This window comes from Pedobacter sp. GW460-11-11-14-TSB4 (assembly GCF_059423705.1).
The window spans coordinates 1-15,122 of record NZ_JBWKYI010000042.1; the positions used below are offsets into that span (position 1 = coordinate 1).

18 protein-coding genes and 1 tRNA gene are annotated in these 15,122 nt (G+C 37.2%); 5 read left to right on the top strand and 14 right to left on the bottom strand.

Annotation, left to right across the window (positions count from 1 at the left end; genetic code table 11):
• Window positions 1-241: 241 nt before the first annotated feature.
• Window positions 242-643 (bottom strand): (R)-mandelonitrile lyase, encoded by a 402-nt coding sequence (locus AC07YT_RS23755; protein ID WP_086549001.1) that lies wholly within the window; start codon window positions 641-643, stop codon window positions 242-244.
• Window positions 644-679: 36 nt separating this feature from the next.
• Window positions 680-1,087 carry a putative quinol monooxygenase gene (locus AC07YT_RS23760; RefSeq protein ID WP_494945557.1) on the bottom strand — a complete coding sequence of 136 codons (408 nt, stop codon included), beginning with the start codon at window positions 1,085-1,087 and terminating at the stop codon, window positions 680-682.
• A 121-nt stretch (window positions 1,088-1,208) separates the two neighbouring features.
• Here AC07YT_RS23760 and AC07YT_RS23765 point away from each other — a divergent pair, with 121 nt between their 5' ends.
• Window positions 1,209-1,418 (top strand): hypothetical protein, encoded by a 210-nt coding sequence (locus tag AC07YT_RS23765; RefSeq protein WP_086549000.1) that lies wholly within the window; start codon window positions 1,209-1,211, stop codon window positions 1,416-1,418.
• Window positions 1,419-1,721: 303 nt separating this feature from the next.
• Here the strand turns inward: AC07YT_RS23765 and AC07YT_RS23770 are convergent, their stop codons facing one another.
• Both AC07YT_RS23770 and AC07YT_RS23775 read right to left on the bottom strand, forming a co-directional pair.
• On the bottom strand, window positions 1,722-2,027 hold the full coding sequence (locus AC07YT_RS23770) for a GIY-YIG nuclease family protein (RefSeq protein WP_145954302.1): 306 nt from the start codon (window positions 2,025-2,027) through the stop codon (window positions 1,722-1,724).
• A 99-nt stretch (window positions 2,028-2,126) separates the two neighbouring features.
• Window positions 2,127-2,203 (bottom strand) — tRNA-Asn (locus tag AC07YT_RS23775).
• A gap of 144 nt (window positions 2,204-2,347) precedes the next feature.
• Here AC07YT_RS23775 and AC07YT_RS23780 point away from each other — a divergent pair.
• Window positions 2,348-3,268, top strand: coding sequence for a PfkB family carbohydrate kinase (locus AC07YT_RS23780; protein ID WP_086548998.1), 921 nt, complete (start codon window positions 2,348-2,350; stop codon window positions 3,266-3,268).
• A gap of 140 nt (window positions 3,269-3,408) precedes the next feature.
• On the opposite strand, the gene AC07YT_RS23785 is transcribed toward AC07YT_RS23780, so the two are convergent.
• The 3 genes from AC07YT_RS23785 to AC07YT_RS23795 all read right to left on the bottom strand — a co-directional run bounded on the left by AC07YT_RS23785 (window position 3,409) and on the right by AC07YT_RS23795 (window position 5,322).
• On the bottom strand, window positions 3,409-3,651 hold the full coding sequence (locus AC07YT_RS23785; protein WP_086548997.1) for a cytochrome b5 domain-containing protein: 243 nt from the start codon (window positions 3,649-3,651) through the stop codon (window positions 3,409-3,411).
• Between the two features lie 389 nt (window positions 3,652-4,040).
• Window positions 4,041-4,727 carry a lycopene cyclase domain-containing protein gene (locus tag AC07YT_RS23790; protein WP_086548996.1) on the bottom strand — a complete coding sequence of 229 codons (687 nt, stop codon included), beginning with the start codon at window positions 4,725-4,727 and terminating at the stop codon, window positions 4,041-4,043.
• A gap of 1 nt (window position 4,728) precedes the next feature.
• Window positions 4,729-5,322 (bottom strand): hypothetical protein, encoded by a 594-nt coding sequence (locus tag AC07YT_RS23795; protein ID WP_145954301.1) that lies wholly within the window; start codon window positions 5,320-5,322, stop codon window positions 4,729-4,731.
• Window positions 5,323-5,499: 177 nt separating this feature from the next.
• Between AC07YT_RS23795 and crtID the strand changes: the two genes are divergently transcribed.
• Window positions 5,500-6,981 (top strand): bifunctional phytoene desaturase/3,4-desaturase, encoded by a 1,482-nt coding sequence (gene crtID / locus AC07YT_RS23800; protein ID WP_086548994.1) that lies wholly within the window; start codon window positions 5,500-5,502, stop codon window positions 6,979-6,981.
• A gap of 471 nt (window positions 6,982-7,452) precedes the next feature.
• On the opposite strand, the gene AC07YT_RS23805 is transcribed toward crtID, so the two are convergent.
• From AC07YT_RS23805 to AC07YT_RS23835, 7 genes are all read right to left on the bottom strand, one after another.
• A complete protein-coding gene (locus AC07YT_RS23805; RefSeq protein ID WP_029279781.1) occupies window positions 7,453-7,983 on the bottom strand; it encodes an RNA polymerase sigma factor in 531 nt (176 codons plus the stop codon).
• A 129-nt stretch (window positions 7,984-8,112) separates the two neighbouring features.
• Window positions 8,113-9,129 carry a UDP-N-acetylmuramate dehydrogenase gene (gene murB / locus AC07YT_RS23810; protein WP_086548993.1) on the bottom strand — a complete coding sequence of 339 codons (1,017 nt, stop codon included), beginning with the start codon at window positions 9,127-9,129 and terminating at the stop codon, window positions 8,113-8,115.
• Between the two features lie 41 nt (window positions 9,130-9,170).
• Window positions 9,171-9,617 carry a hypothetical protein gene (locus AC07YT_RS23815; RefSeq protein WP_086548992.1) on the bottom strand — a complete coding sequence of 149 codons (447 nt, stop codon included), beginning with the start codon at window positions 9,615-9,617 and terminating at the stop codon, window positions 9,171-9,173.
• Between the two features lie 70 nt (window positions 9,618-9,687).
• Window positions 9,688-10,359, bottom strand: a complete 672-nt coding sequence (locus AC07YT_RS23820; protein ID WP_086548991.1) for a hypothetical protein — start codon at window positions 10,357-10,359, stop codon at window positions 9,688-9,690.
• A gap of 197 nt (window positions 10,360-10,556) precedes the next feature.
• Entirely contained in the window at window positions 10,557-11,708 is a 1,152-nt protein-coding gene (locus tag AC07YT_RS23825) for a TlpA family protein disulfide reductase (RefSeq protein WP_494945558.1), read from the bottom strand.
• Between the two features lie 28 nt (window positions 11,709-11,736).
• Window positions 11,737-12,426: a hypothetical protein gene (locus tag AC07YT_RS23830; protein ID WP_086548989.1), complete on the bottom strand. Its 690-nt coding sequence runs from the start codon at window positions 12,424-12,426 to the stop codon at window positions 11,737-11,739.
• A 52-nt stretch (window positions 12,427-12,478) separates the two neighbouring features.
• Entirely contained in the window at window positions 12,479-12,922 is a 444-nt protein-coding gene (locus AC07YT_RS23835) for a sterol desaturase family protein (RefSeq protein WP_086549494.1), read from the bottom strand.
• Window positions 12,923-13,089: 167 nt separating this feature from the next.
• Here AC07YT_RS23835 and AC07YT_RS23840 point away from each other — a divergent pair, with 167 nt between their 5' ends.
• Both AC07YT_RS23840 and AC07YT_RS23845 read left to right on the top strand, forming a co-directional pair.
• Window positions 13,090-13,701 carry a TetR/AcrR family transcriptional regulator gene (locus tag AC07YT_RS23840; protein WP_086548988.1) on the top strand — a complete coding sequence of 204 codons (612 nt, stop codon included), beginning with the start codon at window positions 13,090-13,092 and terminating at the stop codon, window positions 13,699-13,701.
• A 78-nt stretch (window positions 13,702-13,779) separates the two neighbouring features.
• The gene (locus AC07YT_RS23845) at window positions 13,780-15,120 is read left to right on the top strand and encodes a TolC family protein (RefSeq protein WP_086548987.1); all 1,341 of its coding nucleotides are present in this window, start codon (window positions 13,780-13,782) and stop codon (window positions 15,118-15,120) included.
• Window positions 15,121-15,122: the final 2 nt, after the last annotated feature.

Genomic DNA, 15,122 nt, shown 5'->3' on the forward strand with positions numbered 1-15,122 from the left:
TCAAAATAGATTTTAATGGTTCTTTTATTTTTATAATTTAGTAAAATAAATAGTCAACTTTTTCAAGGACTAGACATGTCGCGTCCACTCAAACGTCCATATAAAGTTTGGATAAACTTCTCGCCAGCCCTAATCGCAAAAATTGATGAAAATCTTTTACAATAATGGAACCATACTGTTCTTAATTTAAAACATCACAAAACAGAGCCTATTTATTGACACCTTAATACCCGAGAGTCTCTTACTTAACTACTTCATTGTATTCTTCGTTGGATACTGGACTCAGCCAGGTTACCTGTGTCTCATCCTTGAAATTTGTAATAGCAATGTGAACCATTTTCATTGTAGCGGATGCACCGTGCCAATGTATTACATTTTCAGGAATATTTACCACGTCACCTTTCTTTATCGGTTGTGCCCTACTGCCTTGTTCCTGATAAAAACCATTACCTTCAATAACTATCAGCACCTGACCCTTCGGGTGGATATGCCAATTGGTTCTTGCTCCAGGTTCAAAGGTTACGCTTCCAGCCGAAAATTCATTGTTCTTGTCTTTGCTGACTAATGGGTATAAAAAAGCATTGCCGGTAAACCAATCATTGGATAACGGTTCACCTATAGGGAATATTTCTGTGTTGTTCATTTCGAGTAGTTTAAGATTTATATTTCAGTTGAAAAATCATTGCTTTGAAAGCACATTCTTAATTTCAATACCAATTGGGGCAACTTCAACAAGATCGAGAGACTTAACCATTTTTAAGGTGCCATTTTTATATTTCAAGAAATGCTTAGTTTTTAAGTGTATTTGATAGGCCTCTTCATTTGCGTAGACCTCAAAAACAGTAACATTTCGGGGATTAGACTTGTCATAAACCGCTTGAAGTGCCAATACACCCGGTTCTAATAAGACTGCATCTTTTGCATGTTCAGCTAGTGCGGCCTTATATTCTTCAAGATATTGAGGATAGACTTGTATTTTTGCGATACGAAATTTTCGATCATTATGCTGTGCATTGGCTGTTTCTACCATTGTAAATGAAATAAAAATTAAAACGAACAAATTCAGCATTGGGTATTTTCTTTTCATAGATTCTATTTTAGTAAATGGGCAGGATACGACTTAATTAATTAATATAACAATATACTTTTATTATCTAACAGTTGTTTGGAGTACATCCATTTATTAAGTTTCAAACAAAACAACCATAATGAAAAATCAAACCACAAGATCTCTTTCTACTAAAAAGGTAATCGAATACTTCAAAGCTAAAGGCACGAATCTTTCAGAAGAGGAAGCAGAAAAATACATTGACTTAATTTATTTCTTTTCAAAACAGGCATTTAACTATATAATGCCAGCAAAACTTGCAATCCTATGGAATTTAACGGCATCTAACCAAAAAAAGCCGGGAATGTAGATTATAACTTATTCGCTAGGAAGATTTAGTAAAGCAAGTTTGAGATTTTTGAATGCTTTAAACAGTATGGGTGTGGATATTGTACTCGAACCAAAATAATCCTCTATTTACTGTATTAACCATTTGAAAATCAGTTAAAAACAAAAACGCCTTTACGATAACCTGAAAGGCATTGGCTCCCTCTGCTGGGTTCCCTTCGCCTGCGCTCAGAATAACTTCTCGCCAACCCCAAACGCAAAAAACCCACAACTTTCGTTGCGGGTTTTGGCTCCCTCTGCTGGGCTCGAACCAGCGACCCTCTGATTAATCCCGCACATGCGGGACTCTAACCAGCTGAGATAAGATTCCTGTTAACTCACTACCTTCAATAAGTCTTTCTATTAAATTTCTGCTTTTCTGTCTTTTTATAAACCGTTCGATCTTGACCGCCTCTGCCTTTAGATTACCACAGGCGTATACTACTTTTAAAACCCAGGGGCGGTGCTTAGCGGTAAAGGTCAAATGCTTTGAGGTATTATGTTCTTCCAATCGCCTGATAAAATCGTTCGTATGGCCAATATAATAAACATTGGAGCCCTCGGAGTATAGGATGTAAATAAAGAATTCCATAAAAATCTTTAAAAATAAGAAATCTGTTCCTTTGCTGGACGCCCATAAACTTCTCGCCAGTCCCAAATGCAAAAAACCCGCAACTTTCGTTGCGGGTTTTGGCTCCCTCTGCTGGGCTCGAACCAGCGACCCTCTGATTAACAGTCAGATGCTCTAACCAGCTGAGCTAAGAAGGAGTACTGGTCGTTTCCTAAAACGAGGTTCTCTGTACTTTGTGGCACACATAGCCTTGTTCGTTTTGGGAATGCAATATTAGGGCTTTTAAATTATTTATGCAATATTTGCAGTGAAAAATTTTAAAAAAAAATTAATACATAGATATGAGCCTGATAATCATAGGTACTGTAGCTTTTGATGCTATTGAAACTCCTTTCGGAAAAACAGATAAAATTGTAGGTGGAGCGGCAACTTACGCCAGTTTAGCAGCTTCTTACTTTTATAATAAAGCAAAAATTGTAGCAGTAGTGGGTGATGATTTTCATCAATCAGACATCGACACCTTCACCGCACACGGTATTGATACCGAAGGACTACAGATTAAAGCAGGTGAAAAATCATTTTTCTGGTCGGGAAAATACCATAACGACATGAATAGCCGCGATACTTTAATTACAGAACTGAATGTATTGGAAAATTTCGACCCGATTATCCCGGAGAGCTATCAGGACTGCGAATACCTGATGTTAGGCAACCTAACCCCACAGGTGCAGCAAACGGTAATTAAACGCCTTAAAAACCGCCCGAAATTAATCGTAATGGATACCATGAACTTCTGGATGGACATTATGATGGATGATTTGTTGGAAACCATTAAAATGGTAGATGTATTAACCATTAACGATGCTGAAGCACGTCAGTTATCAGGCGAATACTCGTTGGTTAAAGCTGCTAAAAAAATCCTTGCAATGGGGCCTAAATACCTGATTATTAAAAAAGGCGAACATGGTGCATTGTTATTCCACGAAGACCAGATTTTCTCTGCTCCGGCTTTGCCTTTGGCAGAAGTATTTGATCCAACTGGCGCCGGCGATACTTTCGCAGGAGGTTTTATCGGTTATTTGGCTAAAGTGGGCACAATCAACTTCAATAACATGAAAAACGCCATCATTTATGGCTCAGCATTGGCTTCTTTCTGTGTAGAAAAATTCGGAACAGAGAAGTTATTAAATTTAACGGATGAAGAAGTTGCTGCAAGAATTCAGGAATTTGTAAGCTTAAGTGCTTTTACGATTGAAGTGTAATCAGTTAACAGTTTTCAATAGGCAGTTTCCTGTTTCGTACTGCAGATAAATTGAGCTGCAGGTTTAAAGATGAATTTCTTTTAAATCTGCAGTTTTTTTATAGAGTAAAATCTTCGCTGAACAATCTACGCTTATTAAAATCAATTGGGTGAAACCAATATGGCTATCGGTACGAAATTTTCGAAAACAGCTTCGGTGTGGGGTGCATCGGGTAGTTCGTCGGTTAAATCCTGACCGGCCCAGTGTTCATAATGTTTACCGTTCCGCCACAGCCTGCTATCGGTCATATCGTAGATCAAGCCTTTATAAGCCACCCATATTTGAGGTTTGTCTTGGCCGTTGCGTAAGGCGAGTTGCTGCTTGGTATAGCTGGGTAAATCCATTTAATTAATTTCGGGTTGAAGATAAACAAAAAGGTTTTTAACCAGATAAGAAATTTAAGTATCATATAAGCTTATATTACCTTCGATGCCTTACATGCTTGATTAGCTATTGTTTTTGGAGCGCAAGTTCGCTACAAAGCACCAAGTTACTTCCCGTTTTACGCTTATACGCTTTCCCGAAACTTCGGGATACCTCTTTGCTGCAGGGTAACACTTCAACCGGGGCTAGGTGACCCTAGCAGCATTTCATTTGCTGGTTTACAAGGCACAACCCCTTGTCCGTAAACACGATTGGAGCGAACACGAAGTGCAACGGAGTAAAGCGTAAAGCGGGACTGCCAGCCTCCAAGAACCACAGACCAATCATTTCCTAATTTTTAAACACTCCTTTAAGTTCTTTTAACGTCCTTGCTTTTAAAAACTTCGTAGAGGTAAATATTCATCAACAACAGCCCCATTAAATAAAAATGATCCTCAAAAGGAATAGTACCTACTCTAAAACCAAGGTTTTGCTGATCGTTATACATCACTACAGGAATAGAAGTTAAAAAGCCGTTTACAATATAAAAGGGAATCAGCGAAACCAGGTAGGCCCTGTAGAATTTGTACATAAACCTGAACTCCACATTCACATATTCAACATAGGCCAGCACCATAAATAAAAAGCCAAAATTGATCAGCGTATACCACCTGTTATAACCAAAAAATAAAATGGCTACACAAAGCCCCAGGAACAAATTACTGACGGCCAGACTGTACTTTTGCAGGTTGTTTTTAGGAAAGTAGGCATTTAAACATTCGTAAATAAATACACAGGCATAGGGAACAGTTAAAAAGAACAGGATCTCTTCTAAGGGTAATCCCAAAAGATTTACCCCAATAAGGTAATCGGGATTAAAAGACCATACATTGAGTTTGGTAAACAGGATATCCCAAATTAAAAACACCAGACCTGTAATGAGTATTGCAGGGAATACAAATTTCCATTTGCTAAAAAAATGCACCTTTTTATCGAACGACAAAACCAGGGGAAAGAAAATTACGCCAAGATTAATCAGCAGGTAGGTATAATTCATACTAAAGGTGTTTTGTTAAAATTTTAACTTCAGCTGGCGTACATTTTTTACTGTCGATCATAAATTTAGCTACGTTTTTAACCAGCTCGCGATCGGCAAGACCAAAATTTTCATTTTGATAATGTTTAACGATCTCTTTTTTATCCAGTGCTAAATCTTTGCTGAAGCCGAGGAAGGAAGGGGTATAAAATTCAATCGAAAACCGCATAAAACGGATTTCCATATTTTCTTTATCCATATCAATTGCTTTTTGCATGGTTTTAAGGGATCGGCTCACATACCTGATCTTGTTGTATGGATTCCATGAGTGCTTGGCTTTAAGCGCCTCTAATGTGCCGGTATAGCCGGTTATCAGTGCGGTTTTATTGGGCAGTTTGTTCAGCCTGGTAAACAACGAGTCGGTTAGCCTGGAGTTTTCTACCGCCTTAACCATATTCGTTTTTAATATCGAAATTTCCTGAGCAGTTAACTGAGCGTAAGTAACATGGCTTGCTGCCAATAGCAGAAAAAATATAATGCGTAGTTTAATCATGAGTTTAGGCAAAGGTAAGAAATCTATCAGGAGTTCTCTTTGCAGATATTCACGCTTAAACATTAAGAAATTAAGGGCATTAAGATAATCCCGCTTAACTTGCTTAACTCCTTAATGGCAAAACCTATGTTTTATTAATCGCCTATACCCTACATGCTTTAAAGATTTTGCATCAGGTGCAGAATAATAGAATATTAGAATAACAAAAACAAAACGCAATAAAATTCCTTTATTTACACCATGGAGAAAAAACCCACGGTTACCATTATCGGCGCTGGTTTTGCAGGTTTGGCTGCGGCAGCTTTATTGGCTAAAGATGGTTGCGATGTTACAGTTATCGAGAAAAATGAAATGGCTGGCGGCAGGGCCCGGAGCTGGCAAAAAGACGGTTTTCTTTTCGATATGGGCCCAAGTTGGTACTGGATGCCCGATGTGTTTGAAAACTATTACAAGCTTTTTGGCAAAACAGCTTCTGATTTTTATACACTAAAAAGGTTAAGTCCTTCTTACCGGATTTATTTTGGCAAAAAAGATACTATTGATGTTCCGGCAACATTAGCTGATTTATACGCTTTATTTGAAAAGCTGGAGCCAGGAAGCAGCAAAAACCTAACCTATTTTCTCGATCAGGCCAAATACAAATACGATGTGGGCATGAATGAATACGTTTTTAAACCCTCGCACAGCGTAATGGAATATTTCGACCCAAGGTTAGCCATAAGCGGTATTAAACTTCAACTTTTGGGCAATATGCGGAAACATGTGCACCATTTGTTCAAAAATGATCGCTTGAGAAAATTGTTAGAATTCCCGGTTCTGTTTTTAGGTGCCACGCCACAAAATACACCGGCTTTATACAGTTTGATGAACTACGCCGACCTTGTATTAGGCACCTGGTACCCCATGGGTGGTATGCACAAAATTGTAGCCGCCATGCAACAAATAGCTGAAAGCGAAGGCGTAAAATTTATTTTTAATACCGAAGTAACCAAAATTGAAGTAACAAACAACCTGGCAGAGTACGTAATTACGAATAAGGGAAATTTTAAAAGCGACTTTGTGGTCGGCAATGCCGATTATCACCATATCGATCAGCATCTTTTTGATAAACCTTACCGCAATTACAGCGAAAAATACTGGGACGAAAGAACCATGGCGCCTTCCTGCCTTTTGTTCTATGTGGGATTAAATAAAAAGCTGAACAACATATTACACCATAACTTATTTTTTGATGAAGATTTTGATCAACATGCTGAAGAAATCTACACCCATCCGCAATGGCCGTCAAAACCGCTATTTTATGTATGCTGTCCTTCGGTAACAGATAAAAGCGTAGCACCGGAAGGCTGCGAGAATCTTTTCTTTTTAATTCCGGTAGCACCTGATTTAAAAGATAGCGAAAGCAAAATGGAAGCATACTTCAATTTGTTAACCGATCGCTTTAAAAATTTAACCGGGAATGACATTCGTGACCACATTTTGTTTAAGCGCAGTTATGCCATGAACGATTTTGTAGCCGACTACCATGCTTTTAAAGGAAATGCGTATGGATTAGCAAACACTTTGAAACAAACTGCTTTTTTAAAACCTAAAATGAAAAGTAAGGTAACGAATTTTTTATACACCGGACAATTAACCGTTCCGGGGCCTGGTGTACCACCTGCAATCATCTCCGGGCAAGTGGTAGCAAAAGAAATAAAAAAAAAGTTAAAAAAAGCTTGACAAATTTAAAATTTCCCTTATCTTTATAACCACAAAACAAAAACACTGCAAAAAAGCTTCAAAACACATAATCGTTCGGGGTTTGCATTTGTTTCGAAATAAGAGAGAAGGCGAATTGTTGAAAGAAAAAATAAGAATCAACTAACCAAATATATGATAAGCAAATAAGGCCTGAATTTTTCAGGCCTTTTGCTTTTAACAACATTTTGGTAATGTCCTTTTTAGAGTCCAACCGTCACCCTTAGTTTCGGTTTATCGTATACCATCAATACAAATAACAGATAGATTTAAAAGTATAAAATATTCCTATGTCGTCATTTCGAGCAGAGTGCAACACAGTCGAGAACCACGTAGTGCTCAGCGAAGCTAAATTTATCAAGACGGATCTCTCGGGATGACGTGTCTCTTGTGGGAATAAAAACAAAAAAGGCCCAGATAAATCTGAGCCTCTAGTTTTTCGATGGATGTATCTTAAGCCACTTCTGATGTGGCAATTTCTTTAGAATAGGTTTTTAGATATTTTTTAAGAATTCCTCTTGCTACGTGGATACGCGTTTTTACGGTTCCAATCGGAATAGCTAACATATCTGCAATTTCGTGATATTTATACCCTTCAAAATAACGGATAAAAGGCACATAATACTCTTCTGGTAATTGTGAAAGCGCTTTATCAATATCGCCCAGCACAAATTTACTTTCAGCCTGATTTTTAGTTGCACTATATGAAAGGTTTGCAGAAGAAATATCCTCACTCTGCGTAATTAAAGTATTGGTTTTCACCAGTCGGCGATAGTTATTAATGAAAGTATTTTTCATGATGGTAAACAACCAACCTTTTAAATTCGTACCCTCTTTAAACTTATTGTAATAAGTGATCGCTTTCAGCATGGTATCCTGAACCAAATCATTTGCGTCTTCTGCGTCTTTAGTAAAATTTAAAGCATAAGATCTAAGCGATACCGAGTGATGATTAACCAGATGATTGAATTCAAATTTTGTCATGATATTTAGCTTTAGGTAGTTAAAAAAACAAATGAGTTATTGTCCATTCGCTTAAACCTAAACAAACTTAGTACCAAAATTTTCTGGCATGGGGCCAAAAGCGCGCAACTACCTGAGGACGAGCTTTCGTCACAGAATATTTACTTCTCTTTCTAAAGTGACTCCAAAAGTAGACTTTACACTGTCTATAATCTGTTCAGAAAAATTGTACACTTCTGTGCCAGTTGCCTGTCCGTGGTTAACTAAAACCAAAGCCTGGTTTTTCCAGGTACCGGTTTGGCCCACTACTTTACCTTTCCAGCCACATTGTTCAATTAACCAGCCTGCTGCCAGTTTAATTTTATCATCAGCTGTAGCATAGTGTACCACATCGGGGTGTTTGGCCACAATATCGGCAAATTCGTATTTTTCGATTACCGGATTTTTAAAAAAACTGCCGGCATTACCAATAGTAGATGGATCGGGCAATTTGCTTACGCGGATATGCGATACCGCAGCAGAAACATCGGCAATATTTGGCCTTTCGATTCCCCTGTTTAGCAGCTCGGTTTCAATTGCACCATAGGAAGTATTAATTTTTGCTTCTGCCGACAAACGGAAAGTAACTGCCGTAATAATATACTGACCTTTTAGCTCACCCTTGAAAATGCTTTCGCGGTAACCGAAGTGGCAATCAGCATAACTAAAGGTTTTGATTTTTCCGGTTTTGATCTCAAATGCAGTACAGCTTTCGAAAACATCTTTAAGCTCTACCCCATAAGCACCAATATTCTGTATGGGTGATGCACCAACCGTACCAGGGATGAGGCTTAAGTTTTCTACACCTGCAAAATGATGGGCAACACAATAGTTCACAAAATCGTTCCATACTTCACCGGCGCCGGCTGTTACCAAAACCTTACCGTCAATAGCGCTAGACTGAATACCCTTAATGCTGATTTTAACAACTAACCCGTCATAATCCTGAGTAAACAGTACATTACTTCCCCCGCCAATAACCAGAAGTTTTTGAGATTTTACGATCTCTTGCTTAAACAATTTAATTAAATCTGCTTCAACGCTTATTTCGGCGAAATAACTGGCCTTAACATCGATACCAAACGAATTATAGGGTTTTAACGAAATATTTTCCTGGATTTGAAGCATGTTGATTTTGTGTTATGCTGCAAAAGTAAAATAAAAAATAGTTAAGGAACGATTTTGGTAATCCCCTTATCAAAATTAAAACTTAAAACTTCTGGTTTCTCTCCTTCAACACCTACATTAGAAAGTGTCCAGCCTATAAAAGTGGGTTTGATTTTGGCCAGGTCTAAAAGGCGGTATCTTTCTTTTGTGAGTTTCGCACTAATCAATCCTACACTATCCGATTCAACCTGACTCAAATGTTCGATTTGACTCTCCAAAGCAGCTAAGGTAATATCCAGTTCATTTCCTTTTTTTAGGCTATCGGCATAAGCCTGAGGGGAAATATTGTAAAGGCTATCCAATTTGGAGCCATCAAAATTCAATTCCTGAGGACTATTTTCATATTTAGATTCGACAAGTGCAACCGCACGGTCTCTATCAGTCTTTTTTCCGCATGATGTAATGGCAAGCAGCGATAAAAGGGCAAAGGCATAGTAAATTTTTCTCATGGCATAGGTTTAACAAAAAAGAGCAAGCATCCTGCCAAAAAACGAAGAGCATATAACCTGATAGAAAGCTTTATTTTTTTTTCTTATCTATTTTCTCTTTAATCTCTAATCCCTCCTTACTTTGCTTCAAACGGGTAGAAAGTGCCCCATATAACTCTTCGGGGGTACCAAAATCAGGCCCTTTCAAAGAACTTGGAACATTGATATAACTCACAGCCCAGACCACTTGGGTAAGTGCCACTGGCGAATCAGCATGTTGTTTAATGAAAGCTAACAATGTCCTATCTCTAAGTGCCTGCTGGGCATCCTTGGTTTGCTGAAGATAAACCCCTCCACTAATTATCTTCGCAGGTTCCAAATTGTAAGGATTTTCAATATCCAACTTAACATCTTCCAGAAAAATACTTTTCAGATTAGCACTGCCACCCACATACCAAACCTTTTGTTTTATTTTGGCCTTTACTTCAGCTAAAGTAATATCGCCACGTTCATCGATAAAGATAAACCCGTTTCTTAAAAGTTGTCCTTCTAAATCGGATGTAGCCGATAATTGAAAATGATTCCCCTCCATTGGCCTGACCAAAAACAAATTTGCTTTTCCGGCTACTGGTGCCATACTGACCAGGTAAGCAAATTTTGCGCTTTTAGGATTTTGGACCACCCCCTCTACTGTGAATTTGATGGTTTGTGAATGCAGCGAGCCTGCGAAAAGTAGTACCAGGCAAAAAATAAGGTTTTTCATCAGCTTTGTATTTATAACATAAATATAAAACTAATTATTTAGTTAAAAAATATTTTAATCATTTTTTATTAATCCTCTCTTTACAAACAGCAGCCCAAAAGCCTTTCCTTTCTTGCTGCCACTAACCCCTACAATTAAAGAAAAAATATTAGACCTAAAAAAATCTTTTTTTTTGCAATACCTGATTCGATTTTAAATTAGTATTTGAAAATCTTTTTTAGCGCGGTTTCTAAATCTTCGCCGCGTAAATCACGACCAACAATCATACCTTTTGGATCAACAAGATAATTTACAGGTATGGCTTCGATGTTATAAATCTTCTGCGCGATATTTTTAAAATCACTCAATTGAAGCCATATCGCTACCTTATCTGTTTTAACAGCTTCAATCCAATCTGTTTTCCGTGATAATTCGTCTCTCGTTATGCTAATGATCTGAAATCCCGATTTTTTATACTTATTAAAAGCTTTAATAAGGTTAGGGTTTTCTGCCCTGCAAGGCGTACACCAGCTTGCCCAAAAATCGACCAATACATATTTCCCTTTAAAATCATTTATACTATAGATTTTGCCGGCAACATCAGGTAATGAAACGTTTTTCATCATGTTACCCACTTTGAGTTGTTTTTCTAGCAATATTGTATTGATTAATTTTTTTGCTGAAGGGAGCGCCTTTATTTCAAAACTTAGCGTATTTAATAAAGAATCAATTTCTTTTGGTTTAGTTACGATTCTTGAATTGCCATGAGGCCTGTCTGCATACCTCCAAAGTGCGTATAAGCCTATCGGAGAATTGGCATTTGATTTTATTGCAGGTAAATAAATATTTTGGTCAAGTGCAATGTCTACTGAATCTCTTATTTGCCAAATCTTCCGCTCAACATCGGCTATTTTTTGATTTTCATAATTGACATTACTAACCAATGTTTCCGCTTTTTTTGAAAAAGCCTTAGCGTGTTGATCAAGTTCAATTATACCTAATGCTATTTCCGTATATTTTTCCGGAATTTTTGGAATCAGATCATTACCGAATGTAATATCATAACTCCCTGGCGTCATCCAAAAACTATTTGTGGTAAACTTCTTATCTTTCCAATAAAAATCCAATGTTAAGTTTAATGGTTCGGCAAGTTCAGTTTCGTAAGTAAAAACCTGATTTCCAACTATGATAGTATCAATTTTTCCATTTAATCTTGCCAGGTCATATCTTTTTATTACAACTTTCAATGGCTGTAAGCCAAGTGAATTAAAATCAGATTTTAATCTCAACATACCCTTTACCGCTTGCTGAGCATTTACAAAGGTTACAAAACTGATTAATGTTGCAAGAATGAATAAATACTTTTTCATCATTTATAAAATACGACTAGCAATTCAATTATAGTTTAGCCTTGGCATCAATACTTTCCTTCAATTCAATTCCTCGTTTACTATTTTTTAGCTTGGGCGAAAGTTCATTAAACAATTCACTTGGCGAACCCCAAAGGCTAATAAATCTGTCTCTATGAGCAGCATCAAACAGGGAAGTGGTTTCTTTAACACAATAATATGATATTGGAGAATCTGGATATTTCTTTATAAACGAGATCAATTGCCTGCCCCCCGCCCTTATGGCCATTTTATATTCATCATCTTGTTTTGTTAGGATTCCGCCATCAATAACTTTAGATTCTTTTGTTTTACCATATTCATCAATGGATAAGGTTAAATTTTCCAGCACCAGAAGCCTTGCATTCCTCCTACGTCCCGTTACCCAAATTAAATTCCTGAACTTTGACAGCGCTTCTTCTTTAGAAATATTCCCTCTTTCTTCAACAAAAACACTGGCATACTGATAATCTTTACCCTCGAGATCGAATGTTCCGGAAAATTCAAATTTGCCATCAACCACTGGTGTAACCATAAATATTTTCTCATTCGAAATTGGGACCTGTTGAGATATCGTGGTTAAATAAGCATACTTAATGCTATCTGTATTTGCGACTACACCCTTAATGGTAAATTTAGTGATTTGGGCACTTGCTGATGACACCATAAAAACCAAAAGAATGAATAAGTACTTTTTCATATTTATCTATTTAAAAAGTAAATATAAAACTAATTACTTAGTTAAAAATATCTTAATCATTTTTTATTAACCCTCTCTTTACAAACAGCAGCCCAAAAGCCTTTCCTTTTTCCTTACCTCTGTTTTTATGATGGATTTTATGTGCTTTCCGTACCGCCTGCAAATAGGCGTTATTACTTTTAAAAGTTTTAAACCTTCGGTGTACAAACCAATCGTGTACGACGAAATAAATCAGGCCATATAAAGTAATGCCTAAACCAATAAAAAATCTATTACCGAAATGATCACGATCTATATACATTAAGAATAAGGATAGTGCTGCAAACAGAACAGCAAACAAATCGTTCCATTCGAAAAATGATTTTGCCTTCTGGTGATGGCTTTTATGCATAGACCATAGCGGGCCATGAAATAAATACTTGTGCATAAACCACGACAAACACTCCATGGAAACAATGGTTAGCAGCACAATAAAGATGTTGATTATTACAGACAAGATTTCTAAATGATTGGTTTGTAAAGATATATAAACAGACAAAGAAGCAAAATTATGTCATAAAATTGTAAGCTTAATGCGCTTTTCAACAAACCTTTCCTGACAAATGATTTTTTAGCACTATTTTTGACTAAAATATTAAAAAAGTCAGAAAGTAGAAAAGTAAAATGATTGTAGCCGATAAAAAGAGAGAGCAAATTATTGATGGTGCTATAAAACGCTTTATCCATTTTGGTATTGGTAAAACCACAATGAACGATATAGCAGAAGACCTTTCTGTTTCCAAACCATCGCTTTATTATTATTTCCCGGATAAGAAGCATTTAATTATTGGAGTGATAGAAAGGGTATTTAACGACTTCTTTGAGTTGATCAAAAAGAAATATAATCCAGATCAGCCCTTAGAAGACATCCTTTTCAGTACGATAGAAGTGAGAAACACTTTCTTTCAAAAGTATTACATGTTAAGGATTACCGAAGGCATACCTGATTTATTGAACGACGATGTGATTAAAGGCAAGTTACAAGCCCTAAAAAGCTCAGAAAAAGATTTCTTCGCTGAGATTTTTAGCCAGGCAAAAGGAAAGGGAGAAATTGAGCACGATGATACTGCACATGTTGCAGAACTTTATCTGGAAAGTTTGATGGGCCTATGCACCATGTGTATTATGGAAACCGGAAAAGACCTTTTTCCCGATAAAAAAGCACTAAATAAAATGACACTGAAGCAAAAAAACCTCACCACCATATTTGTGAGGGGTTTAAGATGTTCAGACTGAAATACGGCGACCGAAACAATGGTAAACGGGCCGCAAATTTTAAATAGATAAGAACCCAAAAACAAAAAACAATACATTATGCTTAGAGTAAAAATGGTAAAATTAATGCTCATACTTATTATCGGCTCGGCTTTACCGCAGCTGGTAGTTGCTCAGCAGCAAGTTACCTTAAAAGATGCGCTAACCTATGCGCTCCAAAACAATAACAAGGTTCGTAAGGCGAAACTGGATATTGAAGGCGGAAGATACAAGGTTGAGGAAGTAAGGGCCCAGGCCTTGCCTCAAATTACAGGTACTGTCGGATTAACCTATAACCCAATTATTGGGCAATTGGTTGCCAATTTTGGTGGTCAAACACAGGCAATTAAATTAGGCCAGAACTGGAATTCATCTGCTGGTGTTCAGCTATCGCAACAATTGTTTAACCAACAGGTTTTTACAGGCTTGCAGGCAGCCAGATCAAGTGAGGAATATTATAACCTTACTTCGCAATTAACAGAAGAACAGATTATCGAACTGGTTGCCAATAATTATTATCAGGTTTTGGTAAACAGACAGCAACTTAACGTAATCGATACCAACATCAAAAATGTTAAGATTGTAGAGAAAATTGTTTCGAACCAATATAAAAATGGTTTAGCAAGAAAAATCGATGTCGACAGGATTATGGTAAACCTAACCAACCTGAACACCCAGCGCGAGCAGGTGATCAATGCCATTACCCAATTGGAAAATCAATTGAAATTTTCGATGGGGATGTCGGTTGCGACTCAAATTAACCTGCCTGCTACTGAGTTAACCGAAGTAACTACTTTGCCTGTATTTACCGATTCTATCGATCTGGCAAACCGAACAGAGGTTAAACTTTTAAACAATCAGGATAAACTGTTATCACTCCAAAGAAAAGCTTATGTAGCCGAGTATTATCCCTCACTGGCTTTAACCGGAAACTACACCTATTCGAGTCAGAGTGATAGCTTCGATTTCTTAAAATCGAATGCTGCTGCAATTGGATATGGTGCATCAGCGGTTGGTTTAACCCTAAGAGTGCCTATTTTTAATGGCTTTTTAACCCGCTCAAAAATCCGCCAGGCAGATGTTGATATTAAAAAGGCAAAAGAAGACAGAAGAGAATCTGTAAACGCTTTAAACCTGGCTTACGAAAATGCGAAGATCCAGCTAAGAAACAATTTAAACACCATTAAATCGCAGCGTAAAAATGCCGATTTAGCGCAGGAAATTTACAAAAGCACACAGAACAATTATAACAATGGCTTAGCTTCTTTAACCGATCTGCTGGATACAGAAAATGCACTTACATCGGCACAGAACAGCTATACACAGGCTTTATTGAATTACAAGATAGCCGAAATACAATTAATAAAATCAAACGGAAATATTAAATCGCTAGTACAATAGAA

Bases quoted from the DNA above. Each gene is read 5' to 3' on its own strand.
- AC07YT_RS23755 (WP_086549001.1), bottom strand. From the start codon at position 643: ATGAACAACACAGAAATATTCCCTATAGGTGAACCGTTATCCAATGAT.
- AC07YT_RS23760 (WP_494945557.1), bottom strand. From the start codon at position 1,087: ATGAAAAGAAAATACCCAATGCTGAATTTGTTCGTTTTAATTTTTATT.
- AC07YT_RS23765 (WP_086549000.1), top strand. From the start codon at position 1,209: ATGAAAAATCAAACCACAAGATCTCTTTCTACTAAAAAGGTAATCGAA.
- AC07YT_RS23770 (WP_145954302.1), bottom strand. From the start codon at position 2,027: ATGGAATTCTTTATTTACATCCTATACTCCGAGGGCTCCAATGTTTAT.
- AC07YT_RS23780 (WP_086548998.1), top strand. From the start codon at position 2,348: ATGAGCCTGATAATCATAGGTACTGTAGCTTTTGATGCTATTGAAACT.
- AC07YT_RS23785 (WP_086548997.1), bottom strand. From the start codon at position 3,651: ATGGATTTACCCAGCTATACCAAGCAGCAACTCGCCTTACGCAACGGC.
- AC07YT_RS23790 (WP_086548996.1), bottom strand. From the start codon at position 4,727: ATGAATTATACCTACCTGCTGATTAATCTTGGCGTAATTTTCTTTCCC.
- AC07YT_RS23795 (WP_145954301.1), bottom strand. From the start codon at position 5,322: ATGTTTAAGCGTGAATATCTGCAAAGAGAACTCCTGATAGATTTCTTA.
- crtID (WP_086548994.1), top strand. From the start codon at position 5,500: ATGGAGAAAAAACCCACGGTTACCATTATCGGCGCTGGTTTTGCAGGT.
- AC07YT_RS23805 (WP_029279781.1), bottom strand. From the start codon at position 7,983: ATGACAAAATTTGAATTCAATCATCTGGTTAATCATCACTCGGTATCG.
- murB (WP_086548993.1), bottom strand. From the start codon at position 9,129: ATGCTTCAAATCCAGGAAAATATTTCGTTAAAACCCTATAATTCGTTT.
- AC07YT_RS23815 (WP_086548992.1), bottom strand. From the start codon at position 9,617: ATGAGAAAAATTTACTATGCCTTTGCCCTTTTATCGCTGCTTGCCATT.
- AC07YT_RS23820 (WP_086548991.1), bottom strand. From the start codon at position 10,359: ATGAAAAACCTTATTTTTTGCCTGGTACTACTTTTCGCAGGCTCGCTG.
- AC07YT_RS23825 (WP_494945558.1), bottom strand. From the start codon at position 11,708: ATGAAAAAGTATTTATTCATTCTTGCAACATTAATCAGTTTTGTAACC.
- AC07YT_RS23830 (WP_086548989.1), bottom strand. From the start codon at position 12,426: ATGAAAAAGTACTTATTCATTCTTTTGGTTTTTATGGTGTCATCAGCA.
- AC07YT_RS23840 (WP_086548988.1), top strand. From the start codon at position 13,090: ATGATTGTAGCCGATAAAAAGAGAGAGCAAATTATTGATGGTGCTATA.
- AC07YT_RS23845 (WP_086548987.1), top strand. From the start codon at position 13,780: ATGCTTAGAGTAAAAATGGTAAAATTAATGCTCATACTTATTATCGGC.